The 23,983-nt window shown below is 67.7% G+C and carries 20 protein-coding genes; 9 read left to right on the top strand and 11 right to left on the bottom strand.

The window, feature by feature from the left end; translation table 11 throughout:
- Positions 1-110: 110 nt before the first annotated feature.
- A complete protein-coding gene (gene gltB / locus AC3A4T_RS18630; protein ID WP_487676728.1) occupies positions 111-4,580 on the bottom strand; it encodes a glutamate synthase large subunit in 4,470 nt (1,489 codons plus the stop codon).
- 486 nt (positions 4,581-5,066) lie between these two features.
- Here gltB and AC3A4T_RS18625 point away from each other — a divergent pair, with 486 nt between their 5' ends.
- The 3 genes from AC3A4T_RS18625 (at position 5,067) to AC3A4T_RS18615 (ending at position 7,814) form a co-directional block, all read left to right on the top strand.
- The gene (locus AC3A4T_RS18625) at positions 5,067-6,338 is read left to right on the top strand and encodes a TCR/Tet family MFS transporter (RefSeq protein ID WP_487676727.1); all 1,272 of its coding nucleotides are present in this window, start codon (positions 5,067-5,069) and stop codon (positions 6,336-6,338) included.
- A gap of 86 nt (positions 6,339-6,424) precedes the next feature.
- Entirely contained in the window at positions 6,425-6,658 is a 234-nt protein-coding gene (locus AC3A4T_RS18620) for a hypothetical protein (protein WP_487676726.1), read from the top strand.
- A 73-nt stretch (positions 6,659-6,731) separates the two neighbouring features.
- Positions 6,732-7,814, top strand: a complete 1,083-nt coding sequence (locus tag AC3A4T_RS18615) for a DNA topoisomerase IB (RefSeq protein ID WP_487676725.1) — start codon at positions 6,732-6,734, stop codon at positions 7,812-7,814.
- A 29-nt stretch (positions 7,815-7,843) separates the two neighbouring features.
- On the opposite strand, the gene AC3A4T_RS18610 is transcribed toward AC3A4T_RS18615, so the two are convergent.
- The 6 genes from AC3A4T_RS18610 to AC3A4T_RS18585 all read right to left on the bottom strand — a co-directional run bounded on the left by AC3A4T_RS18610 (position 7,844) and on the right by AC3A4T_RS18585 (position 14,154).
- Positions 7,844-8,281 (bottom strand): barstar family protein, encoded by a 438-nt coding sequence (locus AC3A4T_RS18610; RefSeq protein WP_487676724.1) that lies wholly within the window; start codon positions 8,279-8,281, stop codon positions 7,844-7,846.
- Positions 8,278-8,739, bottom strand: a complete 462-nt coding sequence (locus AC3A4T_RS18605) for a guanyl-specific ribonuclease (protein WP_487676874.1) — start codon at positions 8,737-8,739, stop codon at positions 8,278-8,280. The genes AC3A4T_RS18610 and AC3A4T_RS18605 overlap by 4 nt, the downstream gene beginning before the upstream one ends.
- Positions 8,740-8,989: 250 nt before the next feature.
- Positions 8,990-9,421: an I78 family peptidase inhibitor gene (locus AC3A4T_RS18600; protein WP_162253654.1), complete on the bottom strand. Its 432-nt coding sequence runs from the start codon at positions 9,419-9,421 to the stop codon at positions 8,990-8,992.
- A gap of 236 nt (positions 9,422-9,657) precedes the next feature.
- Complete coding sequence (locus tag AC3A4T_RS18595) at positions 9,658-9,963, bottom strand: I78 family peptidase inhibitor (RefSeq protein ID WP_487676723.1); 306 nt, start codon at positions 9,961-9,963, stop codon at positions 9,658-9,660.
- A 415-nt stretch (positions 9,964-10,378) separates the two neighbouring features.
- A complete protein-coding gene (locus AC3A4T_RS18590) occupies positions 10,379-11,665 on the bottom strand; it encodes a ribonuclease H-like domain-containing protein (protein ID WP_487676722.1) in 1,287 nt (428 codons plus the stop codon).
- Complete coding sequence (locus AC3A4T_RS18585) at positions 11,662-14,154, bottom strand: DEAD/DEAH box helicase (RefSeq protein ID WP_487676721.1); 2,493 nt, start codon at positions 14,152-14,154, stop codon at positions 11,662-11,664. The genes AC3A4T_RS18590 and AC3A4T_RS18585 overlap by 4 nt, the downstream gene beginning before the upstream one ends.
- 149 nt (positions 14,155-14,303) lie before the next feature.
- Between AC3A4T_RS18585 and AC3A4T_RS18580 the strand changes: the two genes are divergently transcribed.
- From AC3A4T_RS18580 to AC3A4T_RS18565, 4 genes are all read left to right on the top strand, one after another.
- Positions 14,304-14,798: a YcxB family protein gene (locus AC3A4T_RS18580; protein WP_487676720.1), complete on the top strand. Its 495-nt coding sequence runs from the start codon at positions 14,304-14,306 to the stop codon at positions 14,796-14,798.
- A 313-nt stretch (positions 14,799-15,111) separates the two neighbouring features.
- Positions 15,112-16,560: an Hsp70 family protein gene (locus AC3A4T_RS18575; RefSeq protein WP_487676719.1), complete on the top strand. Its 1,449-nt coding sequence runs from the start codon at positions 15,112-15,114 to the stop codon at positions 16,558-16,560.
- Between the two features lie 21 nt (positions 16,561-16,581).
- Complete coding sequence (locus AC3A4T_RS18570; RefSeq protein ID WP_487676718.1) at positions 16,582-17,277, top strand: DUF938 domain-containing protein; 696 nt, start codon at positions 16,582-16,584, stop codon at positions 17,275-17,277.
- Positions 17,210-17,476 carry a DUF6053 domain-containing protein gene (locus tag AC3A4T_RS18565; RefSeq protein ID WP_487676717.1) on the top strand — a complete coding sequence of 89 codons (267 nt, stop codon included), beginning with the start codon at positions 17,210-17,212 and terminating at the stop codon, positions 17,474-17,476. Before AC3A4T_RS18570 ends, AC3A4T_RS18565 begins: the two co-directional genes overlap by 68 nt.
- Positions 17,477-17,548: 72 nt before the next feature.
- Here AC3A4T_RS18565 and AC3A4T_RS18560 read toward each other — a convergent pair whose 3' ends face one another.
- Together AC3A4T_RS18560 and AC3A4T_RS18555 are read right to left on the bottom strand one after the other, a co-directional pair.
- Positions 17,549-18,148 (bottom strand): YiiX family permuted papain-like enzyme, encoded by a 600-nt coding sequence (locus AC3A4T_RS18560; protein WP_487676716.1) that lies wholly within the window; start codon positions 18,146-18,148, stop codon positions 17,549-17,551.
- A 6-nt stretch (positions 18,149-18,154) separates the two neighbouring features.
- Positions 18,155-18,664, bottom strand: a complete 510-nt coding sequence (locus AC3A4T_RS18555) for a GNAT family N-acetyltransferase (RefSeq protein ID WP_487676715.1) — start codon at positions 18,662-18,664, stop codon at positions 18,155-18,157.
- 131 nt (positions 18,665-18,795) lie between these two features.
- Between AC3A4T_RS18555 and AC3A4T_RS18550 the strand changes: the two genes are divergently transcribed.
- Entirely contained in the window at positions 18,796-19,620 is an 825-nt protein-coding gene (locus tag AC3A4T_RS18550; protein WP_487676714.1) for a nucleotidyltransferase domain-containing protein, read from the top strand.
- A 321-nt stretch (positions 19,621-19,941) separates the two neighbouring features.
- On the opposite strand, the gene AC3A4T_RS18545 is transcribed toward AC3A4T_RS18550, so the two are convergent.
- Together AC3A4T_RS18545 and AC3A4T_RS18540 are read right to left on the bottom strand one after the other, a co-directional pair.
- Positions 19,942-20,568, bottom strand: a complete 627-nt coding sequence (locus AC3A4T_RS18545; protein ID WP_487676713.1) for a thymidine kinase — start codon at positions 20,566-20,568, stop codon at positions 19,942-19,944.
- Between the two features lie 147 nt (positions 20,569-20,715).
- The gene (locus AC3A4T_RS18540; protein WP_487676712.1) at positions 20,716-21,480 is read right to left on the bottom strand and encodes an SEL1-like repeat protein; all 765 of its coding nucleotides are present in this window, start codon (positions 21,478-21,480) and stop codon (positions 20,716-20,718) included.
- A 199-nt stretch (positions 21,481-21,679) separates the two neighbouring features.
- On the opposite strand from AC3A4T_RS18540, the gene AC3A4T_RS18535 reads away from it, so the two are divergent.
- Complete coding sequence (locus AC3A4T_RS18535; RefSeq protein WP_487676711.1) at positions 21,680-23,659, top strand: UvrD-helicase domain-containing protein; 1,980 nt, start codon at positions 21,680-21,682, stop codon at positions 23,657-23,659.
- The last annotated feature ends 324 nt before the right edge of the window (positions 23,660-23,983 follow it).

Below are 23,983 nucleotides of genomic sequence, written 5' to 3'. Positions count from 1 at the left end.
CCTGTTTACCGCCGTACCAGTCGCTGTTGCCTTTGCCGTTGCTGCTCCCCCCTTTGCAAAAGGGAGGCAGGGGGGATTCGCTTTTTCCCCAAGACGCGTCGCCGTATCCATCACGCCGCACTCCTCAACGTCTCAGCCAGCGACTCCAGACTCGCCGCCTTGGGCTTCACCAGCCAGAACTTGCCCAGGTAATCGCGCATCTCATCGAGAATCCGCCGCGCCCACACGCTGCCGGTCAACGCGACATGCGTTTCCAGCAGATCGTGCAGATGCGAGCGGTGATGCTCGAAACCATCGGCCGAGATGCGCAGGATGTCGATCAACTCGTGGTTGTAGCGATCGACGAAATCGCGCTCGGTATCGAGCACGTAGGCCATGCCGCCAGTAAAGCCCGCGCCGAAATTCAAACCGGTGCGGCCCAGCACCGCGACCACGCCGCCGGTCATGTACTCGCAGCAGTGATCGCCGGCGCCCTCGACCACCGCGGTCGCGCCGGAGTTGCGCACGCCGAAACGTTCGCCGGCGCGGCCGGCCGCGTACAACTCGCCGCCGGTGGCGCCGTACAGACAGGTGTTGCCGAGGATCGGCGTCTCGTTGGCGACATAGCGCGCGCCGGCCGGCGGACGCAGCACGATCCGGCCGCCCGCCATGCCCTTGCCGACGTAATCGTTGGCTTCGCCCGACAGTTCGAACTGCAGACCGCCGGCCTGGAACGCGCCGAAACTCTGCCCGGCGGTGCCGCTGAAGCGCAGGGTGATCGGCGCATCGCTCATGCCGCGATCGCCGTGCGCGCGCGCGATGCGTCCCGACAGGCGCGCGCCGATGCTGCGGTCGGTGTTGCGGATCTTGTAGCTGTAGTCGCCGCCGGCCTTGTTCGCGATCGCCTCGGCCAGTTCGGTTTCGAGCTGCGCCGACAGACCGTCGGGTTCGGCCGCCGGCGCCGGCATGCCGCAATGGCCGCCGTGGGCCAGGCCCGATCCGGCCAGCAGTGGCGACAGATCCAGACGCTGCTGACGCGCGCTGTCGCCTTCGCTTTGCTTGAGCAGATCGGTGCGGCCGACGATTTCGCCGAGCGTGCGCACGCCGAGCGAGGCCAGCCAATGCCGCACTTCCTCGGCGAGCAGGCGGAAGAAATTCTCCACGCGCTCGGGCAGGCCGGTGAAGTGCTCGCGGCGCAGGCCGGCGTCCTGGGTCGCCACGCCGGTCGCGCAGTTGTTGAGATGGCAAATGCGCAGGTACTTGCAGCCCAGCGCGATCATCGGCGCGGTGCCGAAACCGAAACTTTCCGCGCCGAGCAGCGCGGCCTTGATCACGTCCAGGCCGCTTTTCAGGCCGCCATCGGTTTGAAGAATCACCCGTTCGCGCAGATCGTTGGCGATCAGCGCCTGACGCGCTTCGGCCAAGCCCAGTTCCCACGGCGTGCCGGCGTAACGGATCGACGACAGCGGACTCGCGCCGGTGCCGCCGTCGTGACCGGACACGGTCACCAAGTCGGCGCCGGCCTTCGCCACGCCGGTGGCGATGGTGCCCACGCCCGCGTGCGACACCAGCTTGACCGAGATCAATGCCTGCGGATTGACCTGACGCAGGTCGTGAATCAACTGCGCCAGATCCTCGATCGAATAAATGTCGTGATGCGGAGGCGGCGAAATCAGGCCGATGCCGGGCATCGCGTAACGCAGCCGCGCGATCAGTTCGTTGACCTTGTGGCCGGGCAACTGGCCGCCTTCGCCGGGCTTGGCGCCCTGGGCGATCTTGATCTGCAGCACTTCGGCGTTGACCAGATACTCCGGGGTCACGCCGAACCGCCCCGAGGCGATCTGCTTGATCTTCGAGACCTTGTCGGTGCGATAGCGCGCCGGATCTTCGCCGCCTTCGCCCGAGTTCGAACGCCCGCCGAGGCGATTCATCGCGATCGCCAGCGCTTCGTGCGCTTCGGGCGACAACGCGCCCAGGCTCATCGCTGCCGAGTCGAAGCGGCGCACGATATCGGCGATCGGCTCGACCTGATCGAGCGGGATGGCCTGGGCCGGATCGGCGTTGAGTTCGAGCAGATCGCGCAGCGCCGCGGTCGGGCGTTCGTTGACCGCTTCGGCGTAATGCTGCCAATCCTCCCATTCGCCGCTGCCGACCGCGCGTTGCAGGCGCGTGACCACGTCGGGGTTGAACAGATGGTATTCGCCGCCCGGCGTGTACTTGAGCAGGCCGCCGATCTCCGGCAGACGGTTCGCATCCCAGCCGATATCGGCCAGGGTCTGGTTGTCCTGCTGCAGCAATTCGAAACCCGCGCCGCTGATGCGCGAGGGCGCGCCGGTGAAACACAGGTCGACGACTTCCTTGTCCAGGCCGATGATCTCGAACAACTGCGCGCCGCGATAACTGCCGATGGTCGCGATGCCCATCTTCGAGATGATCTTGAGCAGGCCCTTCTTGATCGCGCGCCGATAGCTGCGGCCGATCTGCGCGACCTCGCCGTGCTTGGTGCGCAGGATCCCGCGCGCGCCCAGGTCGTGCAGGGTCTGATAGGCGAGATACGGATACACCGCCGTCGCGCCGAAGCCGATCAGGCAAGCGAAGTGGTGCGGATCGCGCGCGGTGCCGGTCTCGATGATGAGATTGGCTTCGCAGCGCAGGCCGACCTTGCTCAGGTGCTGATGGATCGCGCCGGTCGCGAGCAGCGCATGCATCATCAGCGCGTCGCGGCGCGGGCGCCGGTCGGTGACGATCAGCAGCACGATGCCTTCGCGGGTGGCTTCCTCGGCTTCCAGGCACAGGCGCCCGATCGCGGCCTTGAGGCCTTCCTCGGCGGTGTAGTTCAAGTCGATATAACGATGCGACTGGTCGTACGGCGCCATCGACAGCAGCTGGCGCAGCTTGCGTTGCGCGAGCACCGGCGAGTTGAGATGGATATGGCCGACGTTGTTCGGCCCGTCGACGAACACGTTGCCCTCGCGCCCGATCTGGGTCGCCAACGACATCACGCAGTCCTCGCGCAACGGGTCCATCGGCGGGTTTGTGACTTGCGCGAAGGCCTGGCGGAAGTGGTCGTACAGCGGCCGCACCTGTTGCGACAGCACCGCCATCGGCACGTCGTCGCCCATCGAGCCGGTGGCTTCCTGTTCGATCTCGGCCAGCGGGCGCAGCACTTGTTCGCGTTCTTCGCGGGTCAGCTGGAACAGCTTCTGGAACCCGGCGAGGGTTTCCGGATCGAACGGCTCGGCGGCGAGGTTCGGATCGATCAGCTCGCTGTGCAGGTAGGTCATGCCCTGCTTGAGCCAGCGCTTGTACGGCGCGCGCGCGCGGTTGATGCGGTCGATCGCGTCGGAGTCGAGCAACTCGCCTTGATACAAGTCGGCGGCGATCATCTCGCCCGGGCCGAGCTTGCCCTTGGCCTCGATCTCCTCGACCGGCAGTTCCCACACCCCGGCTTCCGAAGCGATCAGGAAGTGGCGGTCGCGCGAACGCAGCCAGCGCGCCGGGCGCAGACCGTTGCGGTCCAGGGTGCAGGCGGCGTAGCGGCCGTCGCAGGTGACGATGCCGGCCGGGCCGTCCCACGGGTCGGTGTTGAGCGCGTAGTACTCGTAGAACGCGGCGAGGTCGGCGTCCTTGTATTCCAGCGATTGCGTCGCCGGCGGGATCAGGATGCGCATGGCCTTGAGCAGGTCCATGCCGCCGGCCTGCAGCACTTCGAGCATGTTGTCGAGGCTTTGCGAATCCGAGCCGTCGGTGCTGACGACTTGATCGAACTCGCGCAGGTCCAGGGTCGGTGTGCGCCAGGCGTGCGCGCGCACCTGCGCCCAGGCGCGGTTGCCGGCGATGGTGTTGATCTCGCCGTTGTGGGCGAGCAGACGGAACGGCTGCGCCAGCGGCCAGCGCGGGGTGGTGTTGGTGGAGAAGCGCTGGTGGAACACCACCGCGCTCGCGGCCAGTTCGGCGCGCTGCAGGTCCGGGTACAACTGCATCAGCCGATCCGGCAGCACCATGCCCTTGTAGCCGATGCTGGCCGAGGACAGGCTGACGACGTAGAAATCTTTAATCGAATGCAGGCGCTGTTCGGCGCGGCGGCGCGCCAGGAACAGCGAACGCTGGAAGCCGGCCGGATCGAACGGCGCGGCCGCGTCGACGAAGATCTGCTCGATCCGCGGCATGGTCTTGCGCGCCAGATCGCCGCAGGCGTCGAGATTGACCGGCACCACGCGCCAGCCGGTCACCCGCATGCCTTCGGCGCGCAGGGTTTCGTTGAGGGTGTCGCGGGCGATCGTGGCCTGCTCGGGGTCGTGCGGCAGGAACACCAGGCCGGCGGCGAAATGCGGGCCGGGCCGGATGTTGGCTTCGCGCGCGATCAGGCGCAAGAACGCATCGGGCTGGCGAATCAGCAGGCCGCAGCCGTCGCCGCTGAGCCCGTCGGCGGCGACGCCGCCGCGATGGGTCATGCGCGACAGCGCCTCCAGGGCGCGGTCGACCAGGGCGCGGCTGGGGCGATCGTCGAGTTGCGCGATCAGCCCGAAACCGCAGGCGTCCCGCTCGTCGCGGGGGTCGTAGAGGCCCTGTTGGCTGGGGCTTTGTTGCTTGGCTTGCATCGCATCTCCGGGACCGTGGGTGTTCCGTGGATCGCTAGCTCGCTACCGCTACGCATTGGGTTGTGTGGAGCCGATGGTCTAGTGCCGAATTCCTGATGGGTTCCCAATGCGAAGTCTTCGCGATGTCGCTGTGTCGTTCAGCGCAAGGCCGTGAGGCCCGCACGCAGGGCGCATCCGCCAATGGCAAGGGAGACGATCCCGTACCGACGGCCTTGAAACCGAGCGTGCTCCGAATAAATCACAAATTGTGCGATGCGGCAATTCACTCCCGGACGTGGGAATAGCGATCCCGGCACGGGCCCGGTTTTGTGAGCGCGCGCGCTCACAGCGGTTTTTCCAAGTCGATGATCGCAATGGAAAAATCACCGGCCCGCGAGACAATTGGTAACGCGCGAAACCATCTGCGCATGACAATCGTCGCTGCCGGTTGCGCGACCGCGCGCTAGACTGCGCCGACTGTTATCCCCTCAGGCGGCCGCCTCCCCCATGACCACGTCTTCCGCTCCCGCCCCGGGCGCGCGTCGAGCTGCGCTCGTCTTCATTTTCATCACCGTGCTGATCGACGTGCTGTCGTTCGGCCTGATCATCCCGGTGCTGCCGCACCTGATCGAGCGCTTCGTCGACGGCGACACCGCGCGCGCGGCCTACTGGGTCGGGTTGTTCGGCACCGTGTTCGCGCTGATCCAGTTCGTGTTCTCGCCGATCCAGGGCAGCCTGTCGGACCGATTCGGCCGGCGTCCGGTGATCCTGCTGTCGTGCCTGGGCCTGGGCCTGGACTTCGTGCTGATGGCGGTGGTCGACACCCTGCCGCTGTTGCTGATCGGCCGGATCATCTCCGGCATCACCGCGGCCAGCTTCACCACCGCCAACGCCTACATCGCCGACATCACCCCGCCCGAGCAGCGCGCCAAGAGCTTCGGCATGATCGGCGCGGCGTTCGGCGTGGGCTTCGTGGTCGGGCCGCTGATCGGCGCTTACCTGGGCGAAGTCGACCTGCGCCTGCCGTTCTGGTTCGCCGCCGGGCTGGCGCTGCTGAACTTCTTCTACGGCCTGTTCGTGCTGCCCGAATCGCTGCCGAAGGAAAAGCGCACCGCGCGCTTCGACTGGGCCCACGCCAATCCGTTCGGCTCGCTGATGCTGCTCAAGCGCTACCCGCAGGTGTTCGGCCTGGCCGCGGTGGTGTTCATCGCCAACATGGCGCATTACGTGTATCCGAGCATCTTCGTGCTGTTCGCCGACTACCAGTACCACTGGGGCCTGCGCGAAGTCGGCTGGGTGCTGCTGGTGGTGGGCGTGTGCAACATCATCGTCAACGTCGGCCTGATCGGGCGCGTGGTGGCCAAGCTCGGCGAACGCCGCACGTTGCTGCTCGGCCTGGGTTGCGGCGTGGTCGGCTTCGTCATCTATGGTCTGGCGGATGTCGGCACGGTGTTCCTGATCGGCCTGCCGATCAGCGCGCTGTGGGCGATGGCCGCGCCGGCGACCCAGGCGCTGGTCACCCGCCAGGTCGGTCCGAGCGAGCAAGGCCGCATCCAGGGCGCATTGATGAGCCTGATCTCATTGGCCGGCGTGCTCGGCCCGGCGCTGTTCGCCGGCAGCTTCGGTTATTTCATCGGCAAGACCTCGCCGATCCATCTGCCGGGCGCGCCGTGGTTCATCGCCGCGATCCTGCTGTGCATCGGCCTGCTGATCGCGTGGCGTTACGCGCGCGTGCCGGCGACCGTGCCCGCGGCGGCGGAGACCGAAGCGGCGGCCTGAACCGCGCCGGTCCCCACCTGACCGATGGCACAGGTAGGCGCGGCGCGCGGCCGGCAAGGTCGCGGATACTGATCGGGAGATTGCTCATGCGTGCTTTGATCGTTCCGCTTCTTGCCGCCGTGGCGCTGAGCGCCTGCGGCGGCGTCGAGTACCGCGACACCAACGCCGCGGTCGATGCGCGGCCCGAGTGCGCCAGCGGCCCGACCCGTCCGGGCGAAACCCCGCCGGCCTGGTGCGAGCGCAAGACCGAGGCCAACTGGAACAGCGACAGCAAGGGCGAAAAGGTCGACTTCAAGAAGAAGGACGACGCGCCACGCTGAACCGTTAGGGTTCGGCGGCGGCCAATCCGCATCCTTGTCGCGACCTTGACGCGGCGGCCCGTATTGCTGGGCCATGAGCGAATCCAAATCGTCAGGAGCGTTGCCCGCGGTCGCCAACCGCCGCGCCGCGCGCGCGGCCGGCCTGCGGTATGTCAACGATGGCGAGCCGGGGATCGCGCGGCGTCGCGCCGGTCGCGGTTTCGCCTATCGCGATCCGCGAGGAAAGGCGGTCGGCGCGGCCAAGACCCTCGAACGCATCCGCGCGCTGGCGATCCCGCCGGCCTATACGGAAGTGTGGATCTGCACCGATGCACGCGGCCACCTGCAGGCGACCGGCCGCGATGCACGCGGGCGCAAGCAATACCGTTATCACCCGCAATGGCGGCAGACCCGCGACGAAGGCAAGTTCGAACGCGTGATCGCCTTCGGTCGCGCCTTGCCGGCGCTGCGACGGAAAGTGCGGCGCGATCTCAAGCTGCCGGGCTTCCCGCGCGACAAGGTGCTGGCGATCGTGGTCGCGGTGATGGCCGAAACCCTGTTGCGCGTGGGTAATCACGAATACGCGCGCAGCAACCGCTCGTTCGGCCTGACTACGTTGCGCAATCGCCATGTCGATTTCCTGCGCGGCGGGCGTGCGCGGTTTCGTTTCCGCGGCAAGGGCGGGCTGGCGCTGGAGGTCGAGCTCGACAACGCCAAGCTGGTCGAGCAGGTGCGCCGTTGCCAGCAACTGCCCGGGCAGGCGCTGTTTCAGTACCGCGACGACGACGGCCGCCTGCAGCCGGTGGATTCCGGCGCGGTCAACGCTTATCTGCACGAGGCCATGGGCGCGGATTTCACCGCCAAGGATTTCCGCACCTGGGGCGGCACCCTGGCCGCGTTCCGGCGCTTGGCCGCCTTGCCGTTGCCGGAGCCGTCGCGCACCGGCAAGCCGAGTGAGCGTGCGTTGCTGCTCGCGCAGAACGCGGTCATCGGCGAAGTCGCGCAGGCGCTGCGCAACACGCCCAGCGTCTGCCGCAAGGCCTATATCGATCCGGCGGTGTTCAGCGGTTGGCGCGAAGGCCGTCTGTCGCGCTACGCCGACGGCGCGCGCAGCGAGTTGCAGTGGGAAAGCGCGGCGCTGCGGTTTCTCAAGCAGGCGCGCAAGCATGCCGGCTGAGCGCGCGCTTGCGGTCTACGGGCAGGCGATCACGGCGCCATCTGCGCCAGTTCGGCCTGCGGCAGCGGCAGCAGCGCCCAGAACGCGGTGCGCGCTTTCGCCCAATCCTGGGCGGCGTCGTTGAGGATTTCGATCAGGGTCGCGGCGTCGTCGCTGTGTTGCGCCTGCCACGGACCGGCGTGTTCGATCAGCAATACATAACCCGGCGCCGGCCACCACGACAGGTCGTTGACGCTGTCGTTGAGCGCATCCCAGTTGCCGCCGAACCAGTCGGGAAAACGCAATGCGCGCGCGATCCGTTCGAGCGCGTCGTCCTTGCCCGCGCAACCGGTGAAATCCACCCGCGCCAGCGCGAACTCCAGTTCGGTCGCGGCATCGGCCAGCGCGCGCGCGTCGCGCGCATCGATGAAGTAGGCGCCGGCCTGGGCCGGATCGGCGAGCAGCTCGCGCGGATCGATGGCGCTCATCGCGAGGCTCCTTCGGCGTCGAAGCGCCGGAAGCTACGGTAGTGATCGTCGGTGTAGAAGTATTCGCGCGGCGGATCGCCGCCGGTGACGATGCGGCGCGCGCCGCGATCGTCCGAGCCGGGCGTTTCCACCGTGTACTCGCGGTAGTAACCACGCGGCTGTTTCGGCAGACGGTTTTCGCGGTTCTGGAAGGTGCCGCCGTCCTGGCGATGTGGGTACGGGCCGCCCGCGGCGATGCGGCGCAGGACGTCGTGGGCTTCGCGCGGCAGGAAAGCGGGGTAGGTGTCGCCGCGCGTGTCGTTGACGCGCGAGGTGTCGTTGCCGACGGGGGCGGTCTGTCCGCGTTGCGGCGCGCTGTCCGAGGCGGATGTCGAGACCGGCGTGCGCGTTGCGTGCTGGGACCATGCCCATAGGCCGATCAATAGTACGGCGGCGATCAGCCACAGGTTGCGGCGCATGGTCATGACTCTCGCGGACGATGGCGGCAGTTTAGACCACGAGGATCGTCGGCGTCGCTTCGATGCGGGCGTCGGTTGCGAGCCGGTTGGTTCGCGCTGCGCCGCGGCTTGCGCCGCTCCTACAGCCGGAATCGATGCCTCGGCTGCCTCATGTAGGAGCGGCGCGAGCCGCGACCGCGTTGTTCCAGTTGGCATCGCATGGATGGCTACGACGCTAACGATGGCTACGAGGCTTTGATCGGGTGTCGTCTCAGCCGCAACCCACGTCGACGATCACGTTGTTCGCGTCGACATGCACATTGACCCGGCCGTCCATGTATTCCTTGGTGATCGCCTGGCCCGGCTTGAGCACGCGCACGGTGTGGCCGCCGGCCTGGGTGCGCGCGCGCTCGACCGTGGCGGTGTCGGCGGTCTTGCCGACCAGCGCGGCCTTGGCCGCTTCGGCGTTGCAGGTGCGCGGCGCGGGCATGGGATGCGGTTCGCCCACCGCAATGGGTTTAACCGCGGCGCCCTGGTCGTCGGAGCTGGGCGCCGAGCTGGACATTTCGTCGGCGGCGCGTGGGCCGGCGCAGGCGGCCATCGCCAGGGGCAGGGTCGCGGCCAGTACCGCGCCCGACAGCATACGGGCGGCGGGCAGGTTACGAAGGCGCAGCGGGAACAGCGGGCCGATCCGGTTCGACATGGCGATCTCCTGGGCGACGCCGCGCATGGCGGAATGCCTGCGTGGCACGATGGGGCGAGCCTGCGCCGGGGTGGCTGTGTCCAGGGTTAACGCGAAAAACCGATCGCGCGATCCGCGACCTCGTTCACAGCGCGCGCGTGGTTATCCGCATCGATGTGATGCGAACGGCGGCGATACGTGGCGGAACGCACCGATTCGGATCGGTGCGTTCGCGTATGCGTTCGAACGAGCGGAACTCAGCCGCAACGCAGACCGGTGATCGCGCCGCGTTCGTTGACGTCGATGTTCAGACGGTCCTGCTGGAAGTCCATCGTCGCGGCCATGCCGGGCTTGAGCACGCGCACCGAGCGGCTGCCGGTTTCAGCGCGGGCGCGCTCGATCGTGGGTTCGTCCGGGGCGCGGCCGATCGCCCAGCGCGCGGCTTCGGCGTTGCAGCTGGCCGGGCTGACGTTGGTCGGCGGAATCGGCGTCGCGCACGCGGCCAGGGCGAGGCTCAGCGCGGCGATCGGAAAGGCGGTGCGAAGGACGGTGTTCGGGGACATGGCGATGCTCCTGACGGCTCGGCGGATCGGTGCCGCGAGCCTGCGGGCGGCGGCGTGTGCGGCGCATGAAGGCCGGGCGCGCAGTGTAGCGGGGCGATGCGACGCGGCGATGGACGCGAATTGGCGGGATGCGCGGTGTGTTCATGCGCGGGTGTGGTGCTGAGTAATCGCGATCAGGTCGGTGTTGACGATTCGTCGGTGTGGTGTCGGTGCCGGTGGTGTCGTCGGCGATTGCGATTGCGTCGGCGTTGCGGGTGGTGGCGTCGTGGTCGTCATGGCGCGGTCGCGGCTTGCGCCGCTCCTACAGGCAGATACCCACACCACGAAGGTCGGGCGGCCTCCTGTAGGAGCGGCGCAAGCCGCGACCGCGTTGCGACAGATCGCGTCGTGATTGCGAGGCGGCCGGTACGCGGCGCTACACCGAAGCCAACGCGCGCTCGTCGTAAGCCTCGATCAACTTGAGCATCAGCTGCGCCAAGGTCACCACGTCCTGATGGTTATGCGCGGCCACCCGCCGCAGCAACGCCGACGATCCCCCGCGCAGGTAATGCAGCCACGCCGCCGGCGCCTGCGAACCGGGCAGGTCGTCCTCGCGCACGATGTGCAGCAATTCGCGCTCCATCGTCGCCAGCCGGCAGTTTTCCCACACGCCGCGGTACATCCGCCGGGTCGGGAACAGCAGGTCGACGTGATCCAGCCCGCTCAGCGGATTGGCGATGCGCGCCAGGCGGTAGCGCGTGTTCAACAGCGGCGTGTCGTAGCAGCGGCCGTTGTAGCTCGACAGCACCGTGCCCGGTTCGATCCACTGGGCGAAGGCGCGCAGCATCGCCGGTTCGGCCGACAGGGTGGAGATCATCAACTGGCGGATGCGCAGACCGTCGCCGAGTTGCGCGTCGTGATACCAGTCGGCGGCGCCGATCATGAAGGCGCGGGTGCCGGTGCCGCCGGCCAGGCCGGTGGTTTCGGTGTCGAAGAACAGCAGGCGGCGCGGGTCGAGCGCGTCGTCGGGGCGCTTGGCGAACGCCAGCGGCAGCGATCGCGCGGGCGCCGGCAATGGCAGGTGCGCCTGGATCAGATGCAGGCCGGGGGCGATTTCCTCGCCTGGCAGCGAGCGTTCGGCGGGCAGGGCGCGCAGGTTGCGGTTGGGTAAGGGATTTGCGTTGCTCGAATGCGCGGGGACCGATCGCGGGAACGTGCGGGCCGGCGAGGGCTGCGGCGCTGCCGCTGCGTTGGTCGGCGTGGTCGGGGCGGTGGGTTTGCGTTCGCGCAACGCGATCAGGCGGCGCAGTGCGTCGATGTCGGTGCGTGAAGAGCGAATCTCCCCCAACCCCTCTTTTCCAAAGAGGGGGGCGCTTGCGTCGCGGCTGGGGGATGCGACGGTGGGCGTAAGGGAATGCGCTTCGGGCGAGGTTGCATCGACGGATGAGGGCGAAGAGCGAATCTCCCCCAGCCCCTCTTTTGCAAAGAGGGGAGTGCTTGCGTCGCGGCTGGAGGATTCGGCTTCTTTCGGGAAGGTGTTGGCAACGCCGTTGTCGGCGACTTCGCTGCGACACTCCGCATCCGACGCACCCGCTGGTCTCCCCTCTTTGGAAAAGAGGGGCCGGGGGAGATTCGCTTTTCCCGCCGGTGCAGACATAACCTCGGTCTCCGCCCGCCCAGCCTGCCGCTGCAACGCACGCAATTTGGCCAGGGTCAGACTCATGCGAGGTCGCCGTAATCGTCGCGCCCGCTCAACAAGCGCAGCACCTGCAAGGCCAGCGAGCGCGGCGTCGCCTGTTCGCGGTCTTCGTCGGCGGCCAGCACCGGGCCGACGCAGGCCGGGCAGCCGGCGCGGCAGTCGCAGCGTTCGACCAGTTCCAGCGCGCGGCCGACCAGTTCGGCCTGACGCAGCCACAGCGGCTCGCTCAAGCCCACGCCGCCGGGGAAGTTGTCGTACAGATACACGGTCGGCACGAACTGCTGCACTTCCAGCATCGCCACCGGGCCGCCGAGCGGCGCCTCGTGTTCGCCGCCGCGCAACTGGCCGCGGCCGTTCGCGTCCTGGGTCGCGAACCACGCGCCGTCGCCGTTGCCGACCGATTTCTGCAGGTCGCGCGCATCGGCCATCACCGCGACCGTGGCGACGATGTGCAGCGCATGCGCGGCGCCGAGGAAGCCGTCCAGCGCATCGTGCCTGGAGCCGAAGCGCGACAGCAGCACACCCTGCGGCAACTGCCACCACACCGCGGTCGTATGCAACTCCTGATCGGGCAAATTGACCGGGCCGTAGCCGATGCTTTCGTGGGTGTAGTAACGGATCTTCTTGTAACCGGCCACGCGCCGGACCACATGCACTTCGCCGTGATGGCTGTCGCCGCGGCCGGCCTCACCACCATCGAAACGTTCGAGCACCTTGAGCTTGGTGTAGTCGATCGAATCGGTGTAGTAGTCGACGTGGGTGCGGGTCACGTAGGCCTTGCGGCCGTCCCAATCCAGCCGTTCGACCTGATACGGCACCGACTGGATCATATGGATCGCGCCTTCGTACAAGGTCAGCGCCGCGGCCGAGTAATCGACCTCGGCGATGATGACCTGGCGCCCGTCGCTGCGATCGACCACGACGAAGTTGCCGTCGGCGACCGAGCGCAGGCTGACCGCATTGGCCGGGTAGCTGTCGGCGATCCATTCCCAGCGCTCGCCTTCGCGATGGACCACGCCGGTTTCGGCCAATGCTTCGAGGAACACTTCCGGGTCGATCGGGCCGAAGTTCTCGCCGTGCTGGAACGGCAGTTCGAACGCGGCGCAGCGGATGTGATCGAACAGGATCAGCGGCTGATCGGGCGCGATCCGCGCATGCTCGGGCGAGGCGTCGGCGAAGAAATCCGGATGCCGCACCACGTACTGATCGAGCGGCTGCGAACTGGCGACCAGGATGCCGAGCGACGGCTGCTGGCGGCGGCCGGCGCGGCCGAAGCGCTGCCAGGTGGCCGCGACCGAGCCCGGATAGCCGTTGAGCACGACCACGTCGAGACTGCCGATGTCCACGCCGAGCTCCAGCGCCGAGGTCGAGACGATGCCGTCGATGCGGCCGTCGCGCATCGCGCGTTCGGCCTCGCGACGCTCGCTCGGCAGATAACCGCCGCGGTAGGCGCGGATGCGCGCGGGCTTGCGCGGATCGTGATCGAACACGTCCTTGAGGTACTTGGTCAGCACTTCGACCATCAGCCGGGTCTGGGCGAAGATCAGCGTCTTCAACCCGGCCTTGATCGCGATGCGCGCGATCCGGTTGCTCTGCGAGCGCGCCGACGCGCGCAGGCCCAGGTCGGGGTTGACCACCGGCGGGTTCCACAGCAGCACGTGCTTGTCGCCGGTCGGCGCGCCCGAATCGAGGATCGCGCGCACCGGTTGTTCGATCAGCGCTTCGGCGTGGGCCTTGGGGTTGCCGATCGTCGCCGAGCACAGGATGAATTGCGGGGTGACGCCGTAGAACGCGCAGATCCGCTGCAGCCGCCGCAGCACCCCGGCGACGTGGCTGCCGAACACGCCGCGGTAGGTGTGGATCTCGTCGATCACGATGTAGCGCAGGTTCTCGAAGAACTGCGCCCACTTGGTGTGATGCGGCAGGATCGCCTGATGCAGCATGTCGGGATTGGACACGACGATGTCGCCGTGCAGACGGATCGCCTGGCGCGCGTCGCCGGGGGTGTCGCCGTCGAAGGTGAAAGCCTTGACCCCCAAGTCGCCGGCGCGGTTGAGCTCGAGCAATTCGGCGACCTGATCCTGCGCCAGCGCCTTGGTCGGAAACAGGTACAGCGCCTTGGCGCCGCGGGTCATCGCCGCGGCCACCACCGGCAGGGTGTAGCACAGCGATTTGCCCGAGGCGGTCGGGGTGACCACGGCGACGTGCTCGCCGGCCTGGGTCGCGTCCCAGGCTTCGGCCTGATGGCTGTAGAGGCGGTCGATGCCGCGCGCGCGCAGCGCGGCCTTGAGCGATTCGGGCAGGTCCTCGGGCAACGGCGCGTAGCGGCCTTCGCGCCCGGGGAGGGTGAAACTGCCGGTGATGCGGTCGCGGTAGCGGCGTTGCAGGCGCTCGGCCAATGCGCCGCCGTGACGGGCGTCGATGGCCTCCTCGCTGTCGCTGCGGGCCAGCGCGCGGGCTGCGGCGGGCGAGGGGACGAGATCGCGCGAGGACGGGTCGATCAGGGCGGACATGGCGGCGACGGCAGGGGCGGAGTCTCGTTGTACGCGACGGCGATCTCAGTGTGTGAGACGGTGCCGTGCCGGATCGGTGGCGATACGGCGGTGGTACGCGAGGGTCGGGTCCCGCGGCCGGGGGTACTCATGTTGAAGGAGACAGGACGTTGAGCGAATCGGAAACGCGGCACCGGGTGGTGTACACCGAGGCGATGGTGCGCGACGCGGTGCGCACCTTCGTATGGCGGCGGGTGGTCGTCGCCGAGAAGGGCTTGTGGCTCGCCGCGTCGGCCTTGCTCGTGTTCGTGGCGTTCCTGCTGTGGCGCGGGGATCGAGGCTGGCTGGTGGGCGCGCTGAGCATCGTCGTGCTGTTGCCGCCGCTGCTGCTGGCGGTGGTATGGCGTGTGCACCACCGCAACACGGTCGGCAAGTTCCGCAACCTGCCGGCGCCCGAGGCGACCTTCGTGTTCGCCGAGGATGGTCTGGCGGTCGAATCTGGGGTCGGGTCGGCATCGATTCCGTGGGCCAGCCTGATCGAAGTCTGGGAGCGGCCGGGTTACTGGATGCTGTTCACTTCCAAGGCGCAGTTTCTGACGCTGCCGGTGGTGGATTTGTCCGAGGATGATCTGGCGCTGTTGCGGCGACGGTTGGGGAAGGTTTAGTTCGGGATTCGGGATTCGGGATTCGGGATTCGGGATTCGGGATTCGGGATTCGGGATTCGGGATTCGGGATGGCTTTGCCGAATCTGCTTTTGCTCGTCATTCCCGCGAAGGCGGGAATCCAGTGCCTTTAACCGTAGCGGCACGAAAGTCGCTGGATTCCCGCGTTCGCGGGAATGACGGCCGTTGATGGCACAGGAATCCAGAAGTAGCGGCCTCTGACGATTCTGGCCGAACTCAACCCAAGCCGAAAAATTCAGGTCGCATCGCCCCACACCGAGTATCCTTGCGCGCCGCACCCCAGACCCCCGCGTCATGAAGATCGGCATCGATTTCGGCACCAGCTATTCCGCCGCCGCGGCGGTGATCGACGGCGCGGTGCGCACCGTCGCCTTCGGCGAGGAACGCCAGTTCCGCACCACGGTGTATTTCCCCGAGGCCGTGCCCGACCCGAGTCAGTTCGAACTGACCGATGCGCTCGAGGCCGAAGTCGATAGCCTGGTGCGCAATGCGCGCGGCGCGCAGACCCGCGCGCTCAACGAGGCCCAGGCACGGCGCGAGCAAGCCGCGCGCCTGCCCGCCGATCAGCGCGAGGCCGCGTTGGCGCTGATCCTGGCCCCGGCGCAGCGTTCGGAAACCGATCTGCGCCGCGACGCCATCCGCGCGGTGCGCCGGCAGTGGCTGGAGCAGCAGGTGCGCGAGGCGCGCGCCTCCGCGGCGAGCCTGCAGAACGCGGTCTACGGCGAAGAAGCAGTCGAGGCGTATCTCACCGAAGGCTTCGGCAACCTGGTGCAATCGCCCAAGTCGATGCTGGGCTATCAGCTCGCGCCGCACGTGCGCCAGACCATCGTCGGCATCGCCGGCTACATCCTCGAACACATCCGCCTGAGCGCGAGCCAGCAGCTCGGCGCCAACGTGCGTTCGGCGGTGCTCGGCCGGCCGGTGCAGTTCCGCAGTTCGCTCGGCGCGGCCGGCGGCGACCAGGCGCTGGCGATCCTGACCGAAGCCGCGGCCGGCGCCGGTTTCGACGAGGTCGAATTTCTCGAAGAACCGGTCGCCGCGGCGCTGGGCTATCACGCGCAGAGCGCGCATCGTCATCGCACCTTGGTGGTCGACATCGGCGGCGGCACCACCGACATCACCCTGGCCGAAGTCGGCGGCGCGCAGGCGCCGGTGGTGCTCGGGTCGTGGGGCATCGCGCGCGGCGGCGTCGACGTCGATCTGTCGCTGAGCCTGTCGCGGTTCATGCCGCTGTTCGGCAAGGGCGCGACCCGCGTGCCCGCGCACCATTTCGTCGAAGCCGCGACCGTGCACGACGTGGTCCGGCAGCGCGATTTCCAGCGTCGCGACGCCTACCGCGAAGTCGACGCGCCGTTCGGCCCGCGCCTGATCGCGCTGCAGCAGACCGGCAACACCACGCGCCTGAGCCGGGCGGTGGAATCGACCAAGATCGTATTGAGCAGCGCCTCGGACAGCCGCGCCGAACTCGACTACATCGAACGCGGCCTGGCCCTGGCTTCCAGCGCGGACGATCTGGCCCGCGCCGCCGATCCGTTTCTGGGGTATCTGACCGAACTGCTGGCCGAGGTCGGCGCGCAGATCGGCGAACCGCCCGCGGCGGTGTTTCTGACCGGTGGCATGTCGCGCGCGCCGTACGTGCGCGAAGCGGTGCGCCGCTGTTTCCCGCAGGCGAAGCAGGTGGCTGGCGATGCGTCGCTGGGCGTGGTGTCGGGGTTGGCGTTCGCGGCGGCGCGGGCGGGCTAAGGTACGGCTTCGACCCGCGGCATGGCGCCGCGCCTGGGTTCACCGAGAGACGCCGTGATCGTCATGAAGCCGCATTCCCCTTCCTGCGAGCGCAACCGCGAACCGATCCTGGCGGTGTTGCGCGAACACTTCGCCGATCGCCGCCATGTGCTGGAAATCGGCAGCGGCACCGGTCAGCACGCGGTGCATTTCGCCGCGGCGATGCCGTGGCTGACGTGGCAGTGCTCGGATGGCGCGCAGTATTTGCCGGGCATCGGCGCGTGGCTGGATGAAGCGCGCTTGCCGAATACGCCGGCGGCGATCGAGTTGCAGGCGGTGACCGCGCCGCGGGCCGGGTTCTCGCCGCAGCCGGTGTTGCCGGGTGCGGGCGACGACGGCGCGGTCGGTTTCGATGCGGTATTCAGCGCCAATACCCTGCACATCATGGGATGGCCGCAGGTCGAGGCCTTGTTCGCTGGATTGGATTGCGTGTTGGCCAAGGACGCCACGGTCGTGGTGTACGGGCCGTTCAACTACGGCGGGCAGTTCAGCAGCGACAGCAATCGCGAGTTCGATGGGTGGTTGAAGGCGCGCGATCCGGTCTCGGGCGTGCGCGATTTCGAGGCGGTGGACGCGCTGGCCGCGGGGATCGGTCTGCGATTGGTCGCGGATGTGGCGATGCCGGCGAATAACCGGTGTCTGGTCTGGCGCAAGGGCATCGCGGTTGGCTCGGGGTAATTCGCTGAAGTCTCCGGACCCCCGTCTACGCAGAGATGATGAGCAAAAGCACCGCAGGCGCTGGAGGTCTTTTGTGGGAGGGGATTCATCCCCAACGCTCTTTTCTCAGATCGCGTCGAAACTTCACCAGTGCTGGCCGGAAAGCGTCGGGGATGAATCCCCTCCCACAAAAGACCTCGCGGCGACGCTGCCTGCATGAGCATCGTCCAGCCCAGGCGATGTTGCGAACGAGGGCGATCCCGCGAAATCCGAACAATCGGCGACCCGCCGCTCAGTCCGACGCCACCGTCGTCAGCAACGGCGAGTCGAACATCGCCACCGGCGAGATCACCGGTTCGGCCAGCGGTACGCGGGCGCCGTAGCGTTCGCGCAGTTTGGCCTTCACCGCGGGATCGTCGAGTTTGAAACTGCGCAGCTGCTGCAATTCGCCGATGCGGATGCCGAGCGCGCGGTCGTACATTTTCCAGACCACTTCCGAGCAATACAGTTTGCGATCCGACCACCCGAAGGTCAGATCGTAAGGCCGACCGCTTAACGCCTTGGCCTGCACGCGCAGTTTCGCCTGCTGCGGCGCGCTCAGCGGCGTGCGCAGGCGCTTGAGCACGTAATGGCCGCCTTCGCCGCGCGCGATCCAGCGCGCCAGCGGGGTGTAGACGGTCGGCCCGATCGCTTCGAACACATAGGGCTTGCCGCCTTGATGCACGATCACGCCCATGTGGCTGTAACGCGAACCGGTCGCGCGCTGGATCGCCAGGCTCTGCGCCGAGCGCGAGGTCTGGAAGATCAGGTCGCCGTCGCGCGCGGCCGGCGCTTGCGCGGCGGCGCAGCCGGCGCACAGCAGCGACCACGCCATCGCGGTGGCGACCGTCAAGCGCACTCAGGCAGCCGCTTCGGTGGTGAACACATGCAGGTCTTCCTCGCCCATGCGCAGCTCGCGTTCGAAGCGCAGGCCGAGCCGTTCGAGCACCTTGACCGAGGATTGATTGGCCGGGTCGACGATGCCGAGCACGCGCGGCAGGGCCAGCACGTCGCGTGCGTGTTGCAGCACCGCGGTGCCCGATTCGATCGCGTAGCCGCGCGACCAGTGGCGCGGCAGGAAGGCATAGCCCAGGTCGGCGTCGGGCAGGGTGTCGCGCTTGAGCAGCCCGCACATGCCGATCGATTCGCCACCGTCGCGCAGCGACACCCGCAGCAGGCCATGGCCGTAGCGCGCGTAGCTGTTGACCGGGCCGTCGAGGATGTAGCGCACCGCGCCGTCGAGATCGCGCACGCCGCGGTCGCCGATGTTGTCGATGAAGGACGGTTCGTTGAGCAGTTCGAGGATGAAGCCGGCATCGTCCGGAGTCAGTTCGCTCAACAGCAGGCGTTCGGTCTGGATCGTGGGCATGGGCGGATCGGTCGGTGGGTGGTGCGGTCAACGATACGACAGCATGGGCGCAGCGTGGCCGGTCCGGGTGAGGCGACGATGAAGCCGCCATGCGCGGCTACACTGGCCCGCCCCGAACGCGCGTCGCCGCCATGTCCGATCCGTCCCGCCACCACGAGATTCACCCCATCGCCGACGACAAGCGCCGCGCCGTGCTCGACGCGCTGGCGGCGATCGAGCGCGATCACGACGTGCGGATCGTCTATGCCTGCGAATCGGGCAGCCGCGGCTGGGGCTTTTCCTCGCCCGACAGCGATTACGACGCGCGTTTCGTCTATGTCCACAAACAGCCGTGGTATCTGACGGTCAACGAACGCTGCGGCCCGAACGAGCCGCAGCGCGACGTGATCGAGCTGCCGATCGACAGCGAACTGGACGTCAGCGGCTGGGACCTGCGCAAGGCCCTGCGGCTGCTGTCGAAATCCAATCCGACCCTGTCGGAATGGCTGCGCTCGCCGATCGTGTACCGCGAGGACGGCGTGCTCAGCGCGGGGCTGCGGACCTTGGCAGAAGAGTTCTATTCGCCGGTCGCGGCGTGGCATCACTACCTGAGCATGGCCAAGGGAACTTTCCGCGGTCATCTACAGGGCGAGGAGATTCGTACCAAGAAGTACCTGTACGTGCTGCGGCCGGTGCTGGCCTGCCAGTGGATCGAGCGCGCCGAGGGGCCGCCGCCGATGGCGTTCGAGGATTTGCTGGCGCGGTTGTTGCCCGACGGGCCGGTGCGCGAGGCGGTCGATGCCTTGCTGGTGCGCAAGCGGCAAAGCGCCGAGGTCGCGGCCGGACCGCGGATCGCGGCGATCAGCGATTTCCTCGAGGCCGAGCTCGAGCGGATGCAGGCGTCGTCGCCGGTGTTGGCGGCGGGGAAGGGCAGTGCCGATCGGCTAGACGAGTTCTTCCGTTCCGCGCTGATGTGAGTGCGGGGCGGACGATGGGACTGCGGCGGGATCTGTTGCAGGCGGCGTTTCAGCTCCGATGCCCTTCGGTCCGATCGCGACGTAACTCTTGTCTTGAACGAACAGCGACGGGCTGAAGTCTCTTCCACTAAAGACTTCACGGCGACCACGGTTTTTCTTGCTCGTCATCCCCGCGAAGGCGGGGATCCAGAGACTTCAGAGTCATGCCTGGATGAAGCCCTGGATCCCCGCCTTCGCGGGGATGACGAGCGAAAACCTCGCGTCGCGGTTCTTACCTCAAGGGTATGACGAGCGAAAGGAACGGTTTGCGCGCCTTCTGGCTCAATCCGACAACGCCAACGACCGCTGCAACGGCTCGATCGTTCCCTCGCCGCGCATCACCTTCTTGTACTCGGCGCGCGATACCGAAATGTAGGACTCGTTGCCGCCGATCTCGACCTGCGGGCCGTCCAGCACCGCGCGGCCGGCTTCGTCCACGCGCACGGTCATGGTCGCCTTCTTGCCGGAATGGCAGATGGTCTTGATCTCGGTCAGCTCGTCCGCCCAGGCCAGCAGGTACTGGCTGCCTTCGAACAATTCGCCGCGGAAATCGGTGCGCAGGCCGTAGCACAGCACCGGGATGCGCAGTTGGTCGACGATCTCGCTGAGCTGCCAGACCTGCGAGCGGGTCATGAACTGCGCTTCGTCGACCAGCACGCAATGCAGCGCGCCGCGGGCGGCGATGTCGGCGCGGATCAGCGCCTCCAGGTCCTGGTCGTGCTCGAAGGCGATGCCGTCGGCGCGCAGGCCGATCCGCGAGGCGACCGTGCCGCTGCCGGCGCGGTGGTCCAGGCGCGGGGTCAGGATCGCCACGCGCATGCCGCGTTCGCGGTAGTTGTGCGCCGACTGCAGCAGGGTCGTGGTCTTGCCGGCGTTCATCGCCGAATAATAGAAATAGAGCTTGGCCATGCGGCCAGTTTAGGCCGCGCGGGCGCGGCGCTACAGACTTGACGCGGCGATCGGCGCGGTTTTCGCCCGGTCGCGGCCGGGCGGACAGTGGCCGATACCTCGGCCGCGCAAGGCCTCGCCGGCTTGATGCGACCGGTGCACCTCGGGTTACTGACTGCGCGGCGCGACCTCGGTCGGCCCGACCTCGACATTGCCGTGGCGCCAGATCACGTCCTCGGCGGCCCAGTAGCGGCCGCTGTCCCAACGCCACTCGTTCAACATCTGGTTGAGATCGACCGTGCCCGGATCGGTCCAGCCGGTCGGGCCGGGCGCGAACACCTGCAACTTGCCGACATCGCCCAGGTGGCTGCCGGTGATCTGGCGCTTGGATTGGGCCATGGCGCGTTCGAAGCGCGGCTTGGCGACTTGGTCGCCGTAACGGTCGTAGATCCCCTGGCCCTCGCGCAGCGCGCGGGCGCGTTCGGCTTCGTCGAGTTCCAGCCACATCTTCTCGCGCAGCAGCAGGAACTGCGGGTACTGGCGCTCGGCGGCGACGTCGGCCCAGGCGTAGGCCAGCGCGCGGTCGCGCGGGGCGCCGACGCCGTGCCAGTACATCAGGCTCAGCCGGTGCTGCGAATATTTGTCGGCGAAACCGGCGGCGCGGCGGAAATGCCGGAACGCGTCGTCCCAGTCGCCGCGTGCGGCGGCGCGGCTGCCGTACAGGCGCCACAGCTCGTTGGGATGGGTCAGCGCGACGCGGCTGCGCTTGTCGTATTCGTCGCGGGTCATCAGATCGCTGTCGGCGCTGACCGCGGCGGCGGCCTGCGGCGACGCGTCGTCGGCGGCGAGCGCGGCGGAGCTGTACAGACTCAAGCTGCACAAACCCAGGCTGCACAGGCCCAGGCCCAAGGCGATGGCGGCGAAGCGTTTCATGACGTCCCCTCGGTCCGCGCGGACCGTCGCTGCGATGCCGCCAACCATACGCCTCGGCGTCTGTGGCGCCAATCGCATCGGTTGCGAATTTCGCCTGGTTCGTCCCAGCGGCGGCGGCGAGCTCGCAGCGACGCGGCGCGGCCCCGTGGTCATATAAACTGCCGCGCCGGGCCGGCCTTCCGTCGGCGACGTAGACCTCATGCACGGCCTCAATCCCCCCCAACGCGCCGCCGTTCTCGCCATCGAGGGCCCCTTGCTCGTGCTGGCCGGCGCCGGCAGCGGCAAGACCCGCGTGATCGTCGAGAAGATCGCCCACCTGATCGCCTCGGGCCGGATGCCGGCCAAGCGCATCGCCGCGATCACCTTCACCAACAAGTCTGCCAAGGAAATGCGCGAGCGCGTGGCCAAGCGGATCAAGGGCGACGGCGCCGAAGGCCTGACCATCTGCACCTTCCACGCGCTGGGGCTGAAATTCCTGCAGTTCGAACACGCCAAGCTCGGCCTGCGCCGGGGCTTCAGCGTGTTCGACAGCGACGACAGCAACGCCCAGATCAAGGACCTGCTGCCGGCCGGCACCAAGCCCGACGTGATCGACGACATGCGCAACCTGATCTCGCGCGCGAAGAACGCCGGCTTGTCGCCGGAACAAGCGCTGGCCGAGTCGCGCAGCCCGCGCGAGATGGAAGCGGCGGTGCTGTATCAGTTGTACCAGGCGCGTCTGAGCACCTTCAACGCGGTCGATTTCGACGACCTGATTCGCCTGCCGGTGCAGTTGCTGGAAGCCGACACCGAGGTGCAGCTGGCCTGGCGCGAACGCATCGGCTATCTGCTGGTCGACGAGTGCCAGGACACCAACGACGCTCAGTACCGGCTGCTCAAGGGCATCGCCGGGCCGCGCGGCCTGTTCACCTGCGTGGGCGACGACGATCAGTCGATCTACGCCTGGCGCGGCGCCAATCCGGACAATCTGCTGGAACTGGGCAAGGATTATCCGAACCTGGAAATCATCAAGCTCGAACAGAACTACCGTTGCAGCAACCGGGTGCTGCGCGCGGCCAACGCGCTGATCGCCCACAACCCGCACGAATATCCCAAGACCCTGTGGAGCGATCAGGCCGACGGCGAGCGCATCCGGGTGTGGGAATGCCGCGACAGCGCCCACGAGGCGGAGAAGGTCGCCGCCGAGATCCAGTTCCTGGCGCAGAAGAACGAAGCGCCGTGGATGGATTTCTGCATCCTGTTCCGCGGCAACCACCAAAGCCGCGCGCTGGAAAAAGCCCTGCAGTTGCTGCGCGTGCCGTATCACCTCAGCGGCGGGACCGCGTTCCTGGAACGGCATGAGGTCAAGGACGCGCTGTCGTGGCTGCGGCTGATCGCCAACCCCGACGACGACGCGGCGTTCCTGCGCGCGGTCACCTCGCCCAAGCGCGAGATCGGCGCGACCACCCTGGCCAAGCTGGCCGAGATGGCGCAGCACGCGCAGATGCCGATGTCGCGCATGGCCGAATCGATCAACGCGATCAAGCAGCTGACCCCGCGCGCTGGCAACGCGCTCGACGGCTTCGTGCAGATCGTGCGCTTCCTGCGCAGCGAAGCGCAGAAGATCAGCCCGGCCGAACTGGTCGGGGTGTTGGCCGAACGCAGCGGCCTGCTGGCGTCGATCCGCGCCCAGTGCAAGGACGAGGCCTCGTTCCAGCGGCGCAAGGAAAACCTCGCCGAATTGTCGGGTTGGTTCGACGGCGGCAAGGGCTCGGGCCCGGGCGAACTGGCCGCGCAGCTGGCCTTGCTGTCGCATGCCGACAAGGGCGACGCCGGCAATCAGGTGCGGCTGATGACCCTGCATGCGGCCAAGGGCCTGGAGTTCCGCTACGTGTTCATCGTCGGCGTGGAAGACGGCAATCTGCCGCACGACGCCAGCCTGGACGAGGGCCACCTCGACGAGGAACGGCGCCTGATGTATGTGGGCATCACCCGCGCCAAGGAAGCGCTGTACCTGTCGCATGCGCGCGAAACCCAGCGCTGGGGCGAGCGCATCCGGCTCAAGCCGAGCCGCTTCATCGACGAACTGCCGGCCGAGGAACTGCAGCGCGACGGCGCCGACCCGGTCGCCGATGCGGCGCGCAAGCATGAGCGCGCTACGGCGGGGTTTGCGGCGATCAAGGCGTTGCTGGAGGGGTGAGGGGTTGGGTTGCTTCGTATGTAGAAGCAAAACAAAGCAAAAGCAAATCCCCCCTGGCCCCCTTTTTCAAAGGGGGGAATGCTTGCGTAGCGGGTGGTGGGTGCGTCGGGTCGCCGTGATGACGCCAATTGGCTTTGGTTAGAGTTTCGCTCACCGCTCACCGCTCACCGCTCACCGCTCACCGCTCATGAGCCTTAAGCCTGAGCTGACGCTGTATGCCTGCGTACTTCGATCCACAGAACCAGCAGACAATTAGCCCACTTTGAAAAAGGGGGCTGGCGCCTGCGTTGCTGCAACGAAGTTGCGCAATTTCCTGCGCCGGGG

Source organism: Lysobacter sp. Soil_N_51, from assembly GCF_057655755.1.
Note: the sequence above shows the minus strand (reverse complement) of the source record. Positions and strands in the feature narration are given on the sequence as shown.

Coding starts and splice junctions, on each gene's coding strand:
- AC3A4T_RS18600 (WP_162253654.1), bottom strand. CDS start 9,421: ATGTCGAACCGGATCGGCCCGCTGTTCCCGCTGCGCCTTCGTAACCTG.
- AC3A4T_RS18585 (WP_487676721.1), bottom strand. CDS start 14,154: ATGTCCGCCCTGATCGACCCGTCCTCGCGCGATCTCGTCCCCTCGCCC.
- AC3A4T_RS18595 (WP_487676723.1), bottom strand. CDS start 9,963: ATGTCCCCGAACACCGTCCTTCGCACCGCCTTTCCGATCGCCGCGCTG.
- gltB (WP_487676728.1), bottom strand. CDS start 4,580: ATGCAAGCCAAGCAACAAAGCCCCAGCCAACAGGGCCTCTACGACCCC.
- AC3A4T_RS18545 (WP_487676713.1), bottom strand. CDS start 20,568: ATGGCCAAGCTCTATTTCTATTATTCGGCGATGAACGCCGGCAAGACC.
- AC3A4T_RS18540 (WP_487676712.1), bottom strand. CDS start 21,480: ATGAAACGCTTCGCCGCCATCGCCTTGGGCCTGGGCCTGTGCAGCCTG.
- AC3A4T_RS18610 (WP_487676724.1), bottom strand. CDS start 8,281: ATGAGCGCCATCGATCCGCGCGAGCTGCTCGCCGATCCGGCCCAGGCC.
- AC3A4T_RS18620 (WP_487676726.1), top strand. CDS start 6,425: ATGCGTGCTTTGATCGTTCCGCTTCTTGCCGCCGTGGCGCTGAGCGCC.
- AC3A4T_RS18615 (WP_487676725.1), top strand. CDS start 6,732: ATGAGCGAATCCAAATCGTCAGGAGCGTTGCCCGCGGTCGCCAACCGC.
- AC3A4T_RS18570 (WP_487676718.1), top strand. CDS start 16,582: ATGGCGCCGCGCCTGGGTTCACCGAGAGACGCCGTGATCGTCATGAAG.
- AC3A4T_RS18555 (WP_487676715.1), bottom strand. CDS start 18,664: ATGCCCACGATCCAGACCGAACGCCTGCTGTTGAGCGAACTGACTCCG.
- AC3A4T_RS18590 (WP_487676722.1), bottom strand. CDS start 11,665: ATGAGTCTGACCCTGGCCAAATTGCGTGCGTTGCAGCGGCAGGCTGGG.
- AC3A4T_RS18605 (WP_487676874.1), bottom strand. CDS start 8,739: ATGCGCCGCAACCTGTGGCTGATCGCCGCCGTACTATTGATCGGCCTA.
- AC3A4T_RS18550 (WP_487676714.1), top strand. CDS start 18,796: ATGTCCGATCCGTCCCGCCACCACGAGATTCACCCCATCGCCGACGAC.
- AC3A4T_RS18575 (WP_487676719.1), top strand. CDS start 15,112: ATGAAGATCGGCATCGATTTCGGCACCAGCTATTCCGCCGCCGCGGCG.
- AC3A4T_RS18565 (WP_487676717.1), top strand. CDS start 17,210: ATGTGGCGATGCCGGCGAATAACCGGTGTCTGGTCTGGCGCAAGGGCA.
- AC3A4T_RS18625 (WP_487676727.1), top strand. CDS start 5,067: ATGACCACGTCTTCCGCTCCCGCCCCGGGCGCGCGTCGAGCTGCGCTC.
- AC3A4T_RS18535 (WP_487676711.1), top strand. CDS start 21,680: ATGCACGGCCTCAATCCCCCCCAACGCGCCGCCGTTCTCGCCATCGAG.